Origin of the sequence: Demequina sp. NBRC 110057 (assembly GCF_002090175.1) — a bacterium.
GTDB lineage: Bacteria > Actinomycetota > Actinomycetes > Actinomycetales > Demequinaceae > Demequina.
Genome location: NZ_BBRN01000005.1, coordinates 446,292 through 462,677 on the forward strand (window position 1 = coordinate 446,292; position 16,386 = coordinate 462,677).

Genomic DNA, 16,386 nt, shown 5'->3' on the forward strand with positions numbered 1-16,386 from the left:
GATGGCCCTTACGCGCGCCGGCGCGCGGCCACCAGCACCGCTCCGGCTCCCGCGACCAGCAGCAACCCAGCACCCGCGGCAACGCCGGGGTGAGCGAACCCGGTCGCCGTGAGGCCGTCGTCAAGAGCGGTTCCATCGCCATCGGTTCCCGCCTCGTCGACGGGCACTGACGCTGCGCCGGAAATATCGGCGGCGAACGTATCGAGCACAACGTCGGCGGAATTCACCGAGCCTGACACCGACGTGTCCGCCTCAGGCAAGGTGGCACTGAAACTCACCGTCGTCCCCGCCGCAGACTTCACCTCCGACGTAAACGACCCGGCGATGGTCACGTCTCCGGAGCCCACTGTCACCTGCAGGTAGACGCCATTGTCGCGAACAAAGTCGATGACCTCTTGCGGAATGCGATCGACGTTGACGGTGACACCAATGGTGCCGCCGGGAACGAACGCTCCGGAAATCGTGAGCACATCGCCCGCACTCGGATACGAATCGGTGGCGGCCGAAGCCGTCGTCGCGGGCGCGACTCCTACGGTGACGGCCACTGCGGCCGCAACAAGCGTCTTGCGGAGCTTCATGATGTCCCCTCAAATTCACGAGTCCTGACGAACGCCATCGTCCTTCGTGGCGACTGTAACAGGAGCCTTCCCCGTCGGGAAGGGTGAATGAAGGGCCGACCATCCGGGAGGATCAGCAGCCGAGCGCGAGCCCCGCCTTCACGAACGCGCCCGTCTGATAGGCGTACTGGTACGCCCAGTACCACGGCGTGAGCGGCTCGTCGGAGTCGATCATGGCCAGGTCACCGCCGAAGCAGCGCTCCACGTACAGCTCGGCGCGCTTCAGGTGAGGGGTGAAGGTGATGACCGCTGCCGACGTCCAGTCGTGCTCGGCGACCTCGCTCGCGAGCCACTCGGCCTCGCCGCGTGTGGTGAAGGGTTCGGGGCGGTCGCACAGGACCGTGTATTCGGAGAACGGGGTGCCGCCCGCGCAGGCCGCCTGGGCCAGGGAGTACTCCGTGGCCGCGGGGTCGAGCGACACCATCAGCGTGGAGGTGTGGCCCTCCTCAAGCATGGCGAGTGCCATCTCCATGCGGGCGTCGGTGGGCGGGCCGATCACGTAGGCCACGTCCGTGGCGGCGGGCTGGTCCGAGCCGGGACTCACGTACAGCGGCCACCCGGCTGCCGCGACGGCGATGACCAGCACGCCGAGCCATGCGAAGCGGCGGACCCACGCCTTCGACACGCCTAGATCCGCTCGGCGAGCAGCTCTGCCAGATGGCGGCCGCGGGTGCCGTGCAGGTCCTCTGCCTGGGTGCGGCAGCTGATGCCGTCGGCCAGGTAGATCGCGCCCTCGGGGGCCTCGCGCAGCGCGGGAAGCAGGGAGTTCTCGGCCACCGCGACGGACGTGTCGTAGTGCCCCTTCTCCGTTCCCCAGTTGCCGGCAAGTCCGCAACAGCCCGCAGTCTCCGTGACCGTCGCGCCGGCGTCCTTCAGCAGCTGCCGGTCGGCGGCGAAGCCGGTGACCGAGTACTGGTGGCAGTGCGGCTGCACCACCGCCGTGACGTCGTCCAGTCGCGGCACGCTCCACCCCTCACGTGGCTTGGCGGGCGCTCGCCCCGTGAGCACCTCGGCCAGGGAAAACGTGCCGCGCGCCACCGCGTGAGCGCGAGGGTCATCGGGCAAGAGCTCGGTGAGGTCACCGCGCAGGGTGGCAGTGCAGGACGGCTCGACCCCGATGATCGGGATGCCGTTGACCGCGTACGGCCCCAGCACCGTGAGGAGGTCCTGGAGGCGGCGGCGCGCGGCGTCGAGCTGACCGGTGGAGATCCAGGTGACGCCGCAGCAGGCGCTCGCCTCCGGGATGACCACGTCGAAGCCGGCGTCCTCGAGCACCGTCACGATCGCCTCGGGGATCTGCGCGTCCAGCCCGTCCGTGAACGAGTCCGCCCACAGCACCACGCGGTTCTCCGTGCGGGCGGCCGATGCCCCGGCGGGCGAGGCGGCGCGCCTCGCCTTGGCGGCATCGGACTTCCTGAAGGGAGTGGTGGAGAAGCGCGGCAGGGTGCGGCGCGTGTCCATGCCCGCGAGGGACACGGCGGTCTTCTGGATCCAGCGCGGCTTGAGGGCGGCGTTGACGAGTCCCGGCGCGATGCCGATGGCCCTCAGCCACCGCGGCAGCCAGCCGATCGAGTAGTGCGTGACCGGGCGCAGCCTGTTCTTGTAGGTGCGGTGCAGCGCCTCGGACTTGTAGGCGGCCATGTCGACGCCGCTGGGGCAGTCAGACGAGCACGCCTTGCAGCTCAGGCACAGGTCGAGGCTCTCGCGCACCTCGGGGGCCTTCAGCCCGCCGATGAGCGTGCCGTTGATCGCGTCCTGCAGCACACGGGCGCGGCCGCGCGTCACGTCCTTCTCGTCCTTGGTGGCCGTGTAGCTGGGGCACATGAAGCCGCTGCCGCCGCCGATGGCATCGGCCCTGCACTTGCCCACGCCGGTGCAGCGGTGGAGCGCCTCGGTGAGGTCGCCGTGGTCGTGCGCGAAGGCGAAGCCGGTGGTCGCCGGTGTCGCGGGGGCCGCGGGGCGGCGCAGGTCAGCGTCGAGCGGCGCGGGGTCCACGACGATGCCGGGGTTGAGGTGGCCGGCCGGGTCGAACAGGCGCTTGACCTGCCTCATCACGTCGAGGGCCTCGGCGCTATACATCGTGTGTAGGAGTTCGCCGCGGGCTCGGCCGTCGCCGTGCTCGCCGGACAGCGAGCCGCCGTGGCGCGCCACCAGCGCGGCGGCGTCCTCCATGAAGGCGCGCAGGGGGCGGCCGTCGTCCTGCAGCGGGATGTCCAGGCGGACGTGGATGCAGCCGTCGCCGAAGTGGCCGAAGGGCTGGCCGGTGACGCCGTGGCTGTCCATGAGCGTGTCGAACTCGCGCAGGTAGGTGCCCAGGTGCTCGGGCGGGACGGCCGCGTCCTCCCAGCCGGGCCAGCACTCCTTGTTGTCCGCGCTGCGGCCGGCGAGGCCGGCGCCATCGGCACGGATGGCCCACAGGCTTGCCGCCTCCCTCGGATCCTCGAGGTCGCGGACGGAGGTGGTGCCGGCATCGGCCGTGATGGCGGCGAGGATGGCGCGCGCCTCCTCCTCGGTGTCCGCTCCCACCTCGACGAACAGCCAGCCGGCGCCCGGCGGCAGCGCCGGGATGGCCTGGTCGCCCTTGGCCGTCCTGATGCGCTCGATGAGGCGGGCGTCGAGGCCCTCCACCGCGTGGGGCTTGTGGGCCATGATGGGGACCACGGCATCGGCCGCCGCCGGCATGTCCTCGTAGCCGAACGCGACGGTGAGGCGGATGGGGGCGATGGGGACCAGCCGCACCGTCGCCTCGAGCGTGGTGGCGAGCGTGCCCTCGGTGCCCACCAGGAACTTGGCGAGGTCGCCCCCCAGCTCGGGAAGCAGGTGCTGGAGGGAGTAGCCGCTCACCTGGCGCTCGAAACGTCCGAACTCGGTGCGGATGAGCGCGAGGTTGGCGCGGATGATGTCGTCGAGGCCGTCGACTGCGCTGACGCCCTTGCGGCCGGCGGCGATGCGGCGGCCATCGCCGGTGATGACGTCGAGGCCGATGACGTTGTCGCTGGTCTTGCCGTGCGCCACCGCGTGGGGGCCGCAGGCGTTGTTGCCGATCACCCCGCCGAGGGTGGCACGGTTGGTGGTCGACGGGTCGGGGCCGAACCTGAGGTTGTGGGGCGCGGCGGCCTTCTGCAGCTCGCTGAGGACCAGGCCCGGCTGGACGCGCGCCGTGCGCTCCTCGACGTTGAGGTCGAGGACGCGGTTCATGTGGCGGCTGGTGTCGATGACGACGCCGGGGCCGATGCCGTTGCCGGCAACGGAGGTGCCGCCGCCGCGCATCGTGACGGGGGCATCGAGGTCGCGGGCGGCCGCGAGCGCGGCGGCGAGGTCGTCGGCGTCGCGGGGGAAGACCACCACCTGGGGAGGCACCCGGTAGTTCGAGGCGTCGGTCGAATACTCGGCGCGGCGGCGGGCTGAGGCGTCCACCTCTCCGTCGACGCGCGCGTCGAGATGCGCGGCGAGGTCGGCGATCTCCGGGGCGATGGTCACGCGCGCCATTGTTCCACCGTCCTCAGGCGCGGCCGTGCGCCCGGGCGTGTGTGCGTGGCGCGTGCCGGCCCGTAGCCGGGCCCCTCGCCCGAGGTGGGCGTCGAGGATCACGGTTGTGTGACTTTCGTCACATGGCGATTCTCTTGTCACATCCTTCACATCTGTCACACGTTCCAGTTGACGGTGTGAGAAATCTCACTACCGTCGAGTTATGCGTCGCGGCGCTGAGGGGTGCCAGGGGGGTACCAGCCGCGGCGTGGGAGGTAGCAATGAAGCTGAGGACTCGTATTGCGGCTGTCGCCACCGTGGTGTGCTTGGCGTTCGTGGGGTGGGCCGCTCCGGCGGCCGTCGCGGACGACGGTAACCCGGGCAACACCAACAACACTCGCTACTGGGAGGAACGCAACCCCGGCCTCACCTGCACCAAGGTCGATCCGCCAGGAGGGGCATCGGCCGTGGGCCATCTGGTGGCCGACGGCAAGGCCGTGCAGCTGGACAAGGACGTCTCGCTACTGGTCGTCAAGGGCGGCAACGATGGCTACCGCGACTACCAGTACGCGCAGGCCGGCGGCTCCTACACCTCCGCCCCCAACACCTCCAATGGCCGCTACCCCGACGTGTCCCACTGGATCTACTGCCTGCCCAAGGATGACGTGCCCGTCTGCTACGACGAGGTCAAGGAGTACGAGTACCAGTACATCCGCGAATGGGAGGGCACCGAGGGCGTCAAGGAGTACCGCTGGGAGGCGATCTTCAAGAAGGGCAAGGAGCTCAAGGGTTGGTACGTCGAGGGCGACAACACCTGGGTCAAGGGCGACGCCAACACGTGGTACGAGCTCCCCGAGCACAAGCAACCCGAGCGCTTCGACGGCATCGCCCCCACGGGCACCGTGAACCTGTCCGTGTACGGCGGGCCGAGCGGCAAGTCCGCCCCGTACCGCTACGGCGAGACCTACACCGTCTACTACCCGGGCCCCACGGCCTCCACCTGGACGACCGACGGCACCGAGCCCGCAGCTCCGAAGGGCTCCGACTGGGGCGACAGGAAGTCGCAGTGGAAGGTCGCCCCCACCGAGGGCGGCTCCGAGACCAAGTGGTCGGTGACCGATCCTGGCGGCGACTGGGTGAAGGTGTCCCCGGAGAAGAAGAGGGAGACGGGCAAGGTCACCAAGGTTCCTGCCGACGACTGCTACGGAAACAACACCGTCGACGTTTGCCGCGACGGCAAGAAGGTGACCATCAACGCCGATACCTTCAACCCGCAGTCGGACAAGCTCTACGACCCCGCCACCTGTGGCGAGACCCGCGGCGAGGTGACCTGCACCACCGTCACCGCCTACTGGCCCGCCGGGTTCGACGGCCAGCACATCAACATGACGCTGACGGCACTCGACTCCTCGGGCCAGCCCACGGGCGACACCCTGTCGCTCAGCTGGCACCAAGACTCGAACACCACGCCGCAGTGGGGCACCAGCCACACCGTCGACTTCACCGAGACTGGCCAGTTCAAGGCCTGGTACGGCAAGGACAACTACCGCGTGTCCTTCCTCCAGGTGAATAACTTCGACGACTGGCCCAAGGTCGACTGCGACTCGCGCGTCATCGACATCTGCGTGGAGAAGTCGGGCGGCGGCTACGAGAAGCTCACCGACATCCCCGTGAAGGATGTTGACGACTACACCGTGGTGGCCGACTCGCTGTGCGAGCCGCCGGTCTGCGCCGACTTCACGGCCGACGAGATCGCGGCCGCCGAGGCGCTGGGCTACGAGATCCGATTCGAATCCGGCTCCGTGACCAACTGCTACTACTACGTGTTCGTGTGCTGGGAGATCGAGAACTCCACCGGGCTCGTGGCCGGCTACCAGAAGCCCGTGTGGGACATCCACTTCCCGCAGTACTGGTTGGCCGAGGGCGTCAGCTACGACGCCGTCCTCGCCGACCCGGCGTGCGGCGAGCCGGTGTGCGAGGCGGACCAGTGGCGCCAGATCGATCGCTACAAGATCGAGGGATCCACAGACCACGCCACGCTTGCCGCCCACCGCTCCTCTGGCAAGCTGACGTGGCTTCCCGGCAAGGACCCCTCCGACACCACCATCTGGAACCCCGACCAGCAGCACTGGATCGTGAAGATCGCCAACTCCGGGCCATGCGCGCCTCCGCCGATGGAGATCTGCGTCGAGACCGAGGGCGGCTGGGGTGAAGGCTCCATGGAGGTCGCCGACTACCAGGCGCTCCCCGTCTCCGAGCGGCCCGCCCTGTGGACCGGCCACCCCGAGGACTGCTTCGACGCCTCCGGCACGACCGAGGTCTGCACGGCCGACGGCCAGGGCGGCTGGATGCTCGGAGCCGTCGGGTGGAGCGCCGTGTGGGAGGACGGGGCCTGGGTGCTCACGTTCGACCCGGGCGTCGACCCCGACGACATCGTGGCGCCGTTCTCGGTGACCCAGTACGGCTCGGTCATCTCCTACCCCGGGCAGAACCTCGGGGACGGAGGCCAGGCACTGCTGGACTCCGACTGCGAGCAGACGCCCATCTGCGTCATGACGGATGGCGAGGAGCCCACCTACGAGATGGCTGTCATCCCCAGCAGCGAGTACTCGGAGGGTGAGCACACCCTTTGGACGGGCGACTCCCGCTCCTGCTTCACGCCGTCCGGCGAGGTGGACCTGTGCCACGCCATCGACGACGACACCTGGGAGATGCTCACCACCGCGTGGACCGCCACCTGGAACGACGAGGCCGAGCAGTGGGACTTCGCCTTCGAGGGTGACCACGGCGAGCACGCCCAGGACATCATCGACGCGATCGACGAGGTCTTCTACGGTTTCCCGGTCACGTTCGACGGGACGCAGGGCTGGCAGCACTACCTGCTGAGCCAGTTCGACTGCGAGCCGGTGATCCCCGAGGTGGACATCGACGTAGACAGTTCGGAGATCTGCACCGAGGAGGGTGGCACCTTCAGCTACGACGTGCTGTTGTCCTCCGCTCACGAGCGCGTCGGGTTCCGGCTCGAGCGTCTCGACGATGAGACCTGGACCGACCTCGGGCAGATCGGCGAGATCCTCACGCGCGGCGCCGGCGGCACCTTCGGCGGCAGCGTCGACCAGGCCGGCCAGTACCGGGTGGTCGCACAGTGGCTGCCGAGCGAGCTGAGCGGCGTCGAGGCATCGGCCGTCGAGAGCGGGCTGGGAATCTACACGGCGGAGTTCACCGTGGACGAGCCCACCGGCTGCGCCGACGTGGATGGCACCGTACTGACCGGGGTCTGCGAGGACGGCGTGCCCTTCCTGGGTTACACCGTGCAGCTGAACGACCCCTACGGCGAGGTGACCATCCCCGAGACGGCGACCCTGACCTTCGCCAACGACACCGAGGGCGATGGCGGCGCCGACTACGTCCGCGAGATCCCGCTCCAGACTCCGGAGGGCGGCGGGACCTACGAGGACCCCAGCGCGACGGCTCCGTACGCCACCATCACCTACGCGTACGCCAATGGCGTGCACACCTGGACCGGCTACACGCTGTGGCCCGGCGGTGAGGTCGACTCCGAGGGCAACGCCATCGGCTGGCCCGGCTGGGAGGTCCTGGCCGACGGCTCGTACCAGTCCGTGGGGCTCGACAACTACGGCTGGACCCGCTCGGGCGACGGGGTCGAGGTGCTGATCCAGGTCAACCCGGCCACCACCACCGAGGCCGCCTACCCGCTCGCCAGCCCCGAGTGCGATGGCCCCCCGCCCGTGGAGATCTGCCAGGCCACGGACGACGGTGGCTGGGAGGCCGGTGAGATCACAGCGGCCGAGTACGACGCCAACCGTGACGCGTACATCCTGTGGGACGAGTCGATGGAGAACAACGGCTGCCCCACCCCCACCGAGCCGACCCTCGCGGGATCCGTCATCAACTCGGTCTGCGTGGCTGACTCCCCGTGGGTCCGCTACTCGGTCCAGCTGAACGACCCCGACGACCAGGCCGACTACGACCGCGACGACCCGACACCGGTGACCATCCGCTGGGTCCACCCCGACAACGAAGGCATGGACCCCGGCGACGCCGGCTACGACGACTCGCTCGACTACATCGTCGAGGTGGCGTTCGGCGAGGGCTACCTGCTGTGGCCGGGAGCCGAGGTCACGCCGACCGAGGAGGGCGTCGAGGTGGATCCCACCGACTCGTCGACCTTCACCGCGACCAACTGGCCCGGATGGCGACTCGACGAGTCGGGCGAGTGGGTCGAGATTGAGGACCCGAACATCAACTACGGGTGGACCCGTGACGGCGTCACGGTGAGGGCGGACGTCAACCCGACGTTCTCCGTCACCGTCGCCTACCCGCCGCCCACCGCGACCTGCGTCGCCGGACCCGTGACCACCCAGGTTCTCGACGCACCCCCTGTGGTGTCCGAGGCGCCGGCGCCCACCGCGGCCCGGGTCGACGACATCACCTACACCGGCTGATTCCCCCCACGTTCAGCCGAAGGACGCCCGCTCGCGAGTCTCAGCCTCGCGGGCGGGCGTCGCCTTGTGCGGGGCTAGCGCATGGCGTGGGGCGCGCGAAGCCACGCGGCTCAGGCGGCGGTGCCGGCGGCCGAGCCGTCGGCGATATACACCGGGGTGCCCAGCGGCACCCCGTAGTCCACGACCATCTCGGTGATCACGTCGTTGTCGACGCGGAGGCAGCCGGAGGAGACATCGGAGCCCAGAGACTCGGGCTCGTTGGTCCCGTGAATGCCGATGATCGGGTCGCCGCCCTTGAACGAATCGAGCACCGGCTGGTACCCCGATAGCCCGTAGGCATACGGCCCATACGGGCCATCGGGGTTGGGCGGCTGCAAGAGCTCGCGCACGTAGTAGACGCCGCCCGGAGTCGGGCGGTCCTCGCGGCCGACCCCGACCTCGGTGGTGACCACCGCATCGGCCCCGTCGAAGAGGGTCAGCGTGTAGTCGTCGAGGGAGACCTCGATGCGGAAGTCGGTGGTCGCGATGTCCACGGCGGCCGCGGGAACCCAGCCGGTCGAGCCGTTGGGCATGATCGGCAAGTACACCTCGAGCCAGTCGTCGACGTGCTTCTTCACCAGGAAGACGAGCGGCGTCTGATCGGGGGCGGACAGGACGTCCGCCCCATCGATGGTGTCTGCGAGCGTCCCGCCGGGGCCGTCGTAGAGGTCAAGGCTGCCGCTCGGGGCCGTGGCGATCTCGCTGGTCACCGCGACGGACGCGATGCCCGAGTCGGGGCTCGTCGAGACCTCGGGGGCGGTGACGCTGGGAATGGCGGAGGACGAGGCGCTCGGCGCGGGGTCGGTGTCCGACGTGCAGGAGGCGAGGGTCAGGGCGGCGACTCCGACGAGTGCCGCGCCCCACAGTGGGCGTCCGCGCATGTTCCCCTCCAGGCCGGCGCCGCCCTCACGGCGCACCCCTTCAGACTAATGAGCGACGCCACCCACGGCTACACCGTCACTTCGATCCACACGACGGTTCAGTAGGCGCCGCGGCCCGCAAGGACCGCCCACACCGTGCGGAAGATGATCACCACGTCACCGGCGATAGACCAGTTCTCGGCGTAATAGGCATCGAGCCGGATCGACTCCTCATAGGAAAGCGCCGAGCGTCCGGAAACCTGCCACAGACCTGTGATGCCGGGCCTCACCAAGAGTCGCCGGTAGGCAGCATCGTCGTACTGGGCGACTTCGGCCGCGACCTGAGGACGTGGGCCCACGATAGACATATCACCCTTCAACGCATTGACGAGCTGCGGCAACTCGTCAATCGAGTAGCGGCGAATGAACCGGCCAAACGGCGTCACTCGTGGGTCCGCGTCGTTCTTGTAAAAGACCGTCACCTCGCCCCCCATGGCCTCCTCCAGGCGGGACTCAGCATTGGGCACCATCGAGCGGAACTTGTACATCCAAAACGGTTGACCATCGCGACCGATGCGTTCTTGCTTGAAGAGCACCGGTCCCGGACTCGTCGCCTTGACGAGGACGGCGACAGCCCCCATAGGTATCGCGAGCACCGTCAAAAAGAGGAAGGCCAACACACGATCAACGGTCTCCTTCATGACGTATCGGCCGCCGCGAAAGCGAGGCGCGTCGACGTGCATGAGCGGCAGTCCTTGGACAGGGCTGAAGGAGACGCGGGGGCCGGCCACGTCCAAAATCGATGGCACGACCACGAGCCCGATACCCGTGCCTTCGAGTTGCCAACCCAGATGCTGAGTCTCACGCAGCGACAGCGCGTCGGTGCCCGCGAGGATGACGTACTCGGCCCCCGCCGCCTTCGCAACCTCCGCGGATTGCGCGGCCGGGCCCAGCACGGTGATGCCCTCGAGGTCGTCGCGACGTCCCAAGACGTCCCCCGAAAGACAGACTCCGATGACGGCGTACCCGGCACGCGGCTGCGCGTGGAGGCGTGTCACCATCTGCTGCGCCGTCGCGGGCGGGCCCACCACGATGCACTGTGCCTGCAGCTCACCCCGGTCCCGTTGGGCATGCATGAAAAAACGCCATGCCGCGCGATACACGACGAGAGCGCACGTCCCCAAGGGAAGCGCAAAGAGGAGATATCCCCGGCTGATCTGCCATTGGGTCAGGAATCCGGCGACTGCCACGAACGCAAAAGTGAGCCACGAGGCTTGTAGCACCCTTTGAAATTCCTGCGGACCATGACCCAGCACCGCTGCGTCTCGCGAACGGATCCACCCCAAGAGCAGGATCCACACCGTCGCGATCACGAAGATCACCAGGACATATGCCGGCGCATTGTCGCCCGACACCGGTACGAGTGGTTCCCATCCGAAACGAACTCCGTACGCGATCACCATGGTGAGCGTGACGACGAAGGCATCTGTCCATGCAAGCCGCCGCTCGTAGGTTTTCGCCCACCCCGTTTCCCCGCGCATGGGCTGGCGGTGTGTGTGCACCACGAGCGATCCCCCTCACGATCGACCCTGACTTTCACACACTACCGCCATATCGCCCTCGCGAAAGGGATCAAAAATGGCGCGGAAAAGCACGACAAATGCCTCATCGCGCGCCCGCCGAGCCCGCGCCATACGATGTGCCACAAGCGGAGGGGGAGGCCGATGCCGGACCGGCGACTCGCGCAGGACTCCCTGCGGGCGCGCGCCCGCACAGGCCTCACCGCCCTCGCGCATCCGGTCGCCATCAAGGGCCTGGTGGCGACCATCGCCGGGGTCGCCGTGCTCGTCATGCCGGGAGTCTCGACCCTCGCCGCCGGCGTGGTGGTGTGCCTGGCCGTCGCGACATCGGGCATCGCCGAGCTGTGGTTTGCGCTGACGGGGCGCCGCCGCCTCGCGCGTGCCCGCAACCGTGCGGTCGCGATCGCTCGCGGCGTCTCGACGCTCGCCCTCGCGATCGCGCTCGGCACCATCACGGTGTTCGTCGAGGATGGCGCAGGAATCGAGCTCGCGCTCGTCATCATGGCGGCCGGGGTCTACGTCGTGGTGCGCGGCCTCATCGTCATCGTCGCCGCGCTGGTGCGCCGCCACGTGACCCATCGCGGGCTGCGCGTCACCGGCGGCATCACCGCCGTGGCAGTGGGCACCCTGGGCGTCATCGCGCCCCGCACCGTCAGCTCGACGGCCATCGCCGCCACGGCCGTCGCCGCCGTGGTCTTCGGGCTGGTGCTCATCACCTGGAGCCTGCGCCGCGTCGAGGGCGAGATCGTCACCGACGTGGACCCGGCGACCGCCCCCGTCACCGCCGTGCTGTGGGATTCCATCAGGACGGCCGATGTGGGCGTCGAGCGCCGTACCGAGCTCGCCGAGTCGCTCTACTTTGAGTCCCCCGAGCGCCTGTCCAAGCGGGCCGCCTGGTGGGTGATGCTGGTGTTGTCCGTCGCCATCGCAACGTACGCGGTACTGGCGGATTCGACGGCCGTGGTCATCGGCGCCATGCTCGTCGCGCCGCTCATGGCCCCCATCCTGGGGCTCGCCGGCGCGATCGTCAACGGGTGGCGGCGCCGCGCCGTGGACTCGGCGCTTCACGTTGTTCTCGGCGCCAGCGTCGCCGTGGGGCTCGCGTATGCGCTGGCCGCCTGGGCTCCCGTGGCCATCGCCTTCGACACCAACTCTCAGATCACCTCTCGGGTGAACCCCACGCTGCTCGACATGCTCATCGCCCTCGCGGCAGGAGCGGCGGGGGCCTTCGCCACGGTCGACCGACGGGTCGCCTCGGGCATCGCCGGCGTGGCGATCGCGGTGGCGTTGGTGCCGCCGCTCGCGGTCGTCGGGATCTGCCTGGGAGGCGGGCGGGCGGACGATGCGGTGGGCGCACTCGTGCTGTTCCTCACCAACTTCGTGGCGATCGTCCTCGCGGCGTGCGTGGTGTTCGTCTTGTCGGGATTCGCGCACCCCAGCGTCCTCGCTCGGCGCGCCCCCGGCATCCTCACCACGGTGGTCCCGTTCGTCGCCCTCGCCGCGGTGATCCTCGTGCCTCTCATCTTCACCTCGCAGGGACTGCTCGCCACCGCGCAGACGCAGGCCCGCGCCCAGAGCGTCGTCGACGACTGGCTGGGCGAGGACTCGGCCATCGCCGTGCAGTCCATCACCGTCGAGGACGCCGAGGTGACCGTCGCGCTCATCGGCGAGGGCGACCCACCCGCCATCGAGGACCTGCAGCAGGCATTGGTCGACGAGCTCTTCCTGCCGCTGGCCGTCACCGTGCAGATGACGCCCATCGAGGTCACCTCGGTGCCCGCGGCCTCCGTGACGCCGCACTGGCGGCGCGACTAGCGCGACTAGTACGACGCTGTCGGCTCGGCCGATGCCCCGGCCGGGTCCTCGGGCTCGCCCCACTCGGCAGCGACGGCCTCGGTGGCGCGGGCGAGGATCGCGACGTCGGCGGCGTGCAGCACGAACCGCGCGCCGGCCTCGACATACTCGCGCGCCTGGGACGGCACGAACGCGTTGACCCCCACGGGGGTGCCCGCCTCGCTCACCGAGGCGAACGCGCGCAGCACCGCCGCGACCACGTCGGGGTGCGACTGCTGGCCCAGCAGCCCCATCGACGCGGCGAGGTCGGACGGCCCCACGAAGACGCCGTCCACGCCCTCGACGGCGGCGATGTCACGGGCGGCGGCCACGGCATCGGCCGTCTCCACCTGGACCACCACAGAAATATGCGAGGCGGCATCGGCCAGATACCCCTCCACCCGATTCCAGCGCGCCGAGCGCGCGAGCGCGGAGCCCACGCCGCGGATGCCCCCAGGCGGATAGCGCGTCGCTGCCACCGCCGCTGCAGCCTCCGCCGCTGAGCCGACCATGGGGATCATGAGGTTCTGCGCGCCGAGGTCGAGCACCTGCTTGATGAGGACGGGGTCGTTCTTGGGCACGCGCACCACGGGGGTGACGTCGTACGCGGCCACGGCCTGCAGCTGCGCGAGAACGGACTCGAGCCCGTTGGGGCTGTGCTCCATGTCGATGAGCAGCCAATCCACGCCCGACCCGGCGCAGATCTCCGCCACCAGCGGCGAGCCCGAGCACACCCACACGCCCGCGAGCGCGCGGTCGGTGGCTGCCAGGCGGTCGCGCAGGGTAGGGCTCAGACGATGCTGCATGTGATCACTCCCAGGTCTCCGTAGTCGCAGGTCACCTCGTCGCCCGCCTGGACCCACACGGGCCGCGTGAAGGAGCCGGCGAGGATTGTCTCGCCGGCCTCGAGGCGGTCGCCGTGCGGGTGGATCTTGTTGGCCAGCCAGGCGACGCCCGTGGCGGGGTGGCCGAGGACGCCGGCGGCGACGCCGGTCTCCTCGATGACGCCGTTGCGGGCGAGCAGCGCGGCCACCCAGCGCAGGTCCACGTCGCCGGGAGCGACGCGGGTGTCGCCCAGCACCATGGCGCCGTACGCGGCGTTGTCGGCGATGGTGTCGACGATGGTGCGGCCCTCGAGCGCGATGTGGCTGTTGAGGACCTCGAGCGCGGGGGTGACGTACTCGGTGGCGGTCAGCACGTCCTCGAGGGTGCAGTCGGGCCCTTCGAGGGGCTCCTTGAGCACGAAGGCGAGCTCGACCTCAATGCGCACGTTCGAGTACTCGGCGGAGCGGATCTCCCCGCCGCTCGCGACGACGGTGTCCGCGAACATGATCCCGTAGTCGGGTTCAGTGATGCCCGTCGCTGCCTGCATGGCGCGCGAGGTGAGGCCGATCTTGCGGCCCGCGATCACGCGGCCGGCGGCCAGGCCCTGGTCGCGCCACACGCGCTGGATCGCGTACGAGTCCTCGACCGTCGCGTCCGGGTAGCGCGCGGTGATGCGGTCGATGACGCCGTGCTCGCGGTCGGCTGCGGCGAGTTCGGCGGCGAGCGAGGAGATGGTGGCGGGGTCGAGGCTCACGCGCCCTCCCCTGCAGCCGCCGAGGCGTCCCTGCTGGAGTCGACCTCGCGCGCGTAGCGCGCCTTCCACTCCTCGTTCATGGGGAACAGGCCCACGAGGGGGTGCCCCTCGGCCACCCGCGCCGCGATCCAGGCGTCCTTGTCCTCCTGGGCGAGGGCTGCATCGGCCACCTCTTGGGCGAGGCCGGGAGGGATGACGACCACGCCATCGGCGTCCCCCACCAGGATGTCGCCGGGCTGGATGGCGACCCCGCCGCACGCGACGGTCACGTCGAAGTCCCACGGGACGTGGCGGCGCCCCAGGACGGACGGATGCGGCCCCGCCGCGTAGACCGGCAGGCCGGTGCCGGCGACGGCGTCCCAGTCGCGCACCCCGCCGTCGGAGACGATGCCGGCCGCCCCGCGGGTCCTGGCGCGGATCGCGAGGATGTCGCCCAGGGTGCCCGAGCCGGTCTCGCCGCGCGCCTCGATCACGATGACCTCGCCCTCGCCCACCGAGTCGAACAGGCGCTTCTGAGCGTTGTACCCGCCAGCGTGCTCGGCGAACAGGTCCTCGCGCAGCGGGATGAACCTGAGGGTGCGGGCCACGCCGACCAGCTTCTCGCCGGGGTTGAGGGCCGTGAGCCCCTCGATGACGGTGTGCTCGAGGCCGCGCTTGCGCAGCTCGGTGGACAGCGCCGCAGTGGGTGCGGCGTGGAGGCTCTCGCGCAGCCGGCCTGGCAGGCGGGTGGCCGATGCCGGGGTCGAGGCGGACGTCGGTGTCATGGCTTCCTCTCCGTGCCTCTCCTAGTGGAGCTGCAGGTAGTCCTCGAGGGTATCGGGGTTGGCGGTCAGGGTCGGGTCCAGCACGTTCTCGCCGGGGAACTCGCTGGCCTCGAAGAACCAGCGGCGGCTCGCGGGCATGCCCCACTGCTGGGCGCGGCGCGGGTTGGACACGTCCCAGCGGATCGGCTCGTCCTCGAGGTCGATGAACTGGTAGTGAGTGGTGAACAGCTCGATGCGGTGCTGGTCGGGGTCGCGCAGGTACAGGAACAGGGCGTTGGAGATGCCGTGACGGCCGGGGCCGCGGTCGATCTCCTGGCCGAAGCCGCGGGCGCCGGCCACGTCGGCGGCGTGGATGAGGTGGGTGGCGTCGGGCACCGTGAACGCGAAGTGGTGGAGGCGTGGGCCGCGGCCGTTGGTGAAGACGAGGTCGTGCGTGTTGCCCTTGACCTCCATCCACGAACCCCACAGCTCGTCGGTGCCGTCCTTTGCGGTGTACTCGGACATGCGCATGCCCAGGCCGGTCCAGAAGTCGGTCGCCTCCTGCACGTCGTAGGTGACCACCTGGTAATGGTCGAGTCGCTGCGGGGCGCCGGCGACGAACTCGTCGAACGCGGCCATCTTGCGCTCCACGAGGCTCATCTCGGAGGTGATCTCCATAAGGGTGCCGACGGGGTCGCGGAACCACAGGGTGGGGCCCTGGTGCTCCAGCTCGACGCGCTCGTGCTCCACGCCCACGGCCTTGAAGTACTTTTCGGCATTCAGGACGTCCTGCGCCTCGCGAACCCTGAGGCCGACGCGGTGGGCCTTGGCCTCGCCGCTGCGCTCGAGCACGAGCGAGTGGTGGGCCGACTCCTCGAGGCCGCGCAGGTAGATGGCGTGGTCGGTCTCCTCGGTGACCACCAGGCCGATGGTGTCGCGGTAGAAATCGCGGCTCGCCTCGAGGTCGGTGCACCCCAGGCGCACGTGGGAGGCGCGGGTGATGTCGAAGGCGGGGTCATGGTTGGTCACGGGCAGCGTCATCACTGGCTCCTTTGCTGATCGACGGTGATCTCTGGGTCCAGTGTGGGCGCGGGACTCCATATGCGGAACTTCGTCTTTGCTCGCGCTGCGATAGTTTTTCGCTATAAGTTAACGTCTTCACGGTTCGCCGTGAGAGCACCGCCGCCGAGAGGAGCACCGC

General features: G+C 69.5%; 10 protein-coding genes and 1 pseudogene. 2 read left to right on the plus strand and 9 right to left on the minus strand.

Annotated features, from left to right (window positions below):
• Positions 1-8: 8 nt before the first annotated feature.
• The 3 genes from B7K26_RS10535 to B7K26_RS10545 form a co-directional block, all read right to left on the minus strand.
• On the minus strand, positions 9-578 hold the full coding sequence (locus B7K26_RS10535; RefSeq protein ID WP_084079133.1) for a hypothetical protein: 570 nt from the start codon (positions 576-578) through the stop codon (positions 9-11).
• A gap of 112 nt (positions 579-690) precedes the next feature.
• On the minus strand, positions 691-1,242 hold the full coding sequence (locus B7K26_RS10540) for a hypothetical protein (RefSeq protein WP_084079134.1): 552 nt from the start codon (positions 1,240-1,242) through the stop codon (positions 691-693).
• A gap of 2 nt (positions 1,243-1,244) precedes the next feature.
• The gene (locus tag B7K26_RS10545) at positions 1,245-4,106 is read right to left on the minus strand and encodes an FAD-binding and (Fe-S)-binding domain-containing protein (protein ID WP_084079135.1); all 2,862 of its coding nucleotides are present in this window, start codon (positions 4,104-4,106) and stop codon (positions 1,245-1,247) included.
• Between the two features lie 260 nt (positions 4,107-4,366).
• On the opposite strand from B7K26_RS10545, the gene B7K26_RS10550 reads away from it, so the two are divergent.
• Positions 4,367-8,551, plus strand: coding sequence for a hypothetical protein (locus B7K26_RS10550; RefSeq protein ID WP_084079136.1), 4,185 nt, complete (start codon positions 4,367-4,369; stop codon positions 8,549-8,551).
• A gap of 110 nt (positions 8,552-8,661) precedes the next feature.
• Here the strand turns inward: B7K26_RS10550 and B7K26_RS10555 are convergent, their stop codons facing one another.
• Both B7K26_RS10555 and B7K26_RS10560 read right to left on the minus strand, forming a co-directional pair.
• Positions 8,662-9,471, minus strand: coding sequence for a L,D-transpeptidase (locus B7K26_RS10555; RefSeq protein ID WP_084079137.1), 810 nt, complete (start codon positions 9,469-9,471; stop codon positions 8,662-8,664).
• Positions 9,472-9,569: 98 nt separating this feature from the next.
• The gene (locus tag B7K26_RS10560) at positions 9,570-11,015 is read right to left on the minus strand and encodes a sugar transferase (RefSeq protein ID WP_084079138.1); all 1,446 of its coding nucleotides are present in this window, start codon (positions 11,013-11,015) and stop codon (positions 9,570-9,572) included.
• 159 nt (positions 11,016-11,174) lie between these two features.
• On the opposite strand from B7K26_RS10560, the gene B7K26_RS10565 reads away from it, so the two are divergent.
• The gene (locus B7K26_RS10565; protein WP_084079139.1) at positions 11,175-12,845 is read left to right on the plus strand and encodes a DUF389 domain-containing protein; all 1,671 of its coding nucleotides are present in this window, start codon (positions 11,175-11,177) and stop codon (positions 12,843-12,845) included.
• 5 nt (positions 12,846-12,850) lie between these two features.
• Here B7K26_RS10565 and B7K26_RS10570 read toward each other — a convergent pair whose 3' ends face one another.
• From B7K26_RS10570 to hpaD, 4 genes and pseudogenes are all read right to left on the minus strand, one after another.
• On the minus strand, positions 12,851-13,669 hold the full coding sequence (locus B7K26_RS10570; protein WP_084079140.1) for an HpcH/HpaI aldolase/citrate lyase family protein: 819 nt from the start codon (positions 13,667-13,669) through the stop codon (positions 12,851-12,853).
• Entirely contained in the window at positions 13,654-14,442 is a 789-nt protein-coding gene (locus tag B7K26_RS10575; protein ID WP_084079141.1) for a fumarylacetoacetate hydrolase family protein, read from the minus strand. Before B7K26_RS10575 ends, B7K26_RS10570 begins: the two co-directional genes overlap by 16 nt.
• Positions 14,439-15,203: pseudogene (locus tag B7K26_RS13130) on the minus strand (hypothetical protein); the annotation flags it as partial. The gene B7K26_RS10575 and the pseudogene B7K26_RS13130, both read right to left, overlap by 4 nt.
• A gap of 24 nt (positions 15,204-15,227) precedes the next feature.
• Entirely contained in the window at positions 15,228-16,226 is a 999-nt protein-coding gene (gene hpaD / locus B7K26_RS13135) for a 3,4-dihydroxyphenylacetate 2,3-dioxygenase (RefSeq protein WP_234998785.1), read from the minus strand.
• Positions 16,227-16,386 lie beyond the last annotated feature (160 nt).

Bases quoted from the DNA above. Each gene is read 5' to 3' on its own strand.
- B7K26_RS10535 (WP_084079133.1), bottom strand. From the start codon at position 578: ATGAAGCTCCGCAAGACGCTTGTTGCGGCCGCAGTGGCCGTCACCGTA.
- hpaD (WP_234998785.1), bottom strand. From the start codon at position 16,226: ATGACGCTGCCCGTGACCAACCATGACCCCGCCTTCGACATCACCCGC.
- B7K26_RS10570 (WP_084079140.1), bottom strand. From the start codon at position 13,669: ATGCAGCATCGTCTGAGCCCTACCCTGCGCGACCGCCTGGCAGCCACC.
- B7K26_RS10565 (WP_084079139.1), top strand. From the start codon at position 11,175: ATGCCGGACCGGCGACTCGCGCAGGACTCCCTGCGGGCGCGCGCCCGC.
- B7K26_RS10545 (WP_084079135.1), bottom strand. From the start codon at position 4,106: ATGGCGCGCGTGACCATCGCCCCGGAGATCGCCGACCTCGCCGCGCAT.
- B7K26_RS10550 (WP_084079136.1), top strand. From the start codon at position 4,367: ATGAAGCTGAGGACTCGTATTGCGGCTGTCGCCACCGTGGTGTGCTTG.
- B7K26_RS10555 (WP_084079137.1), bottom strand. From the start codon at position 9,471: ATGCGCGGACGCCCACTGTGGGGCGCGGCACTCGTCGGAGTCGCCGCC.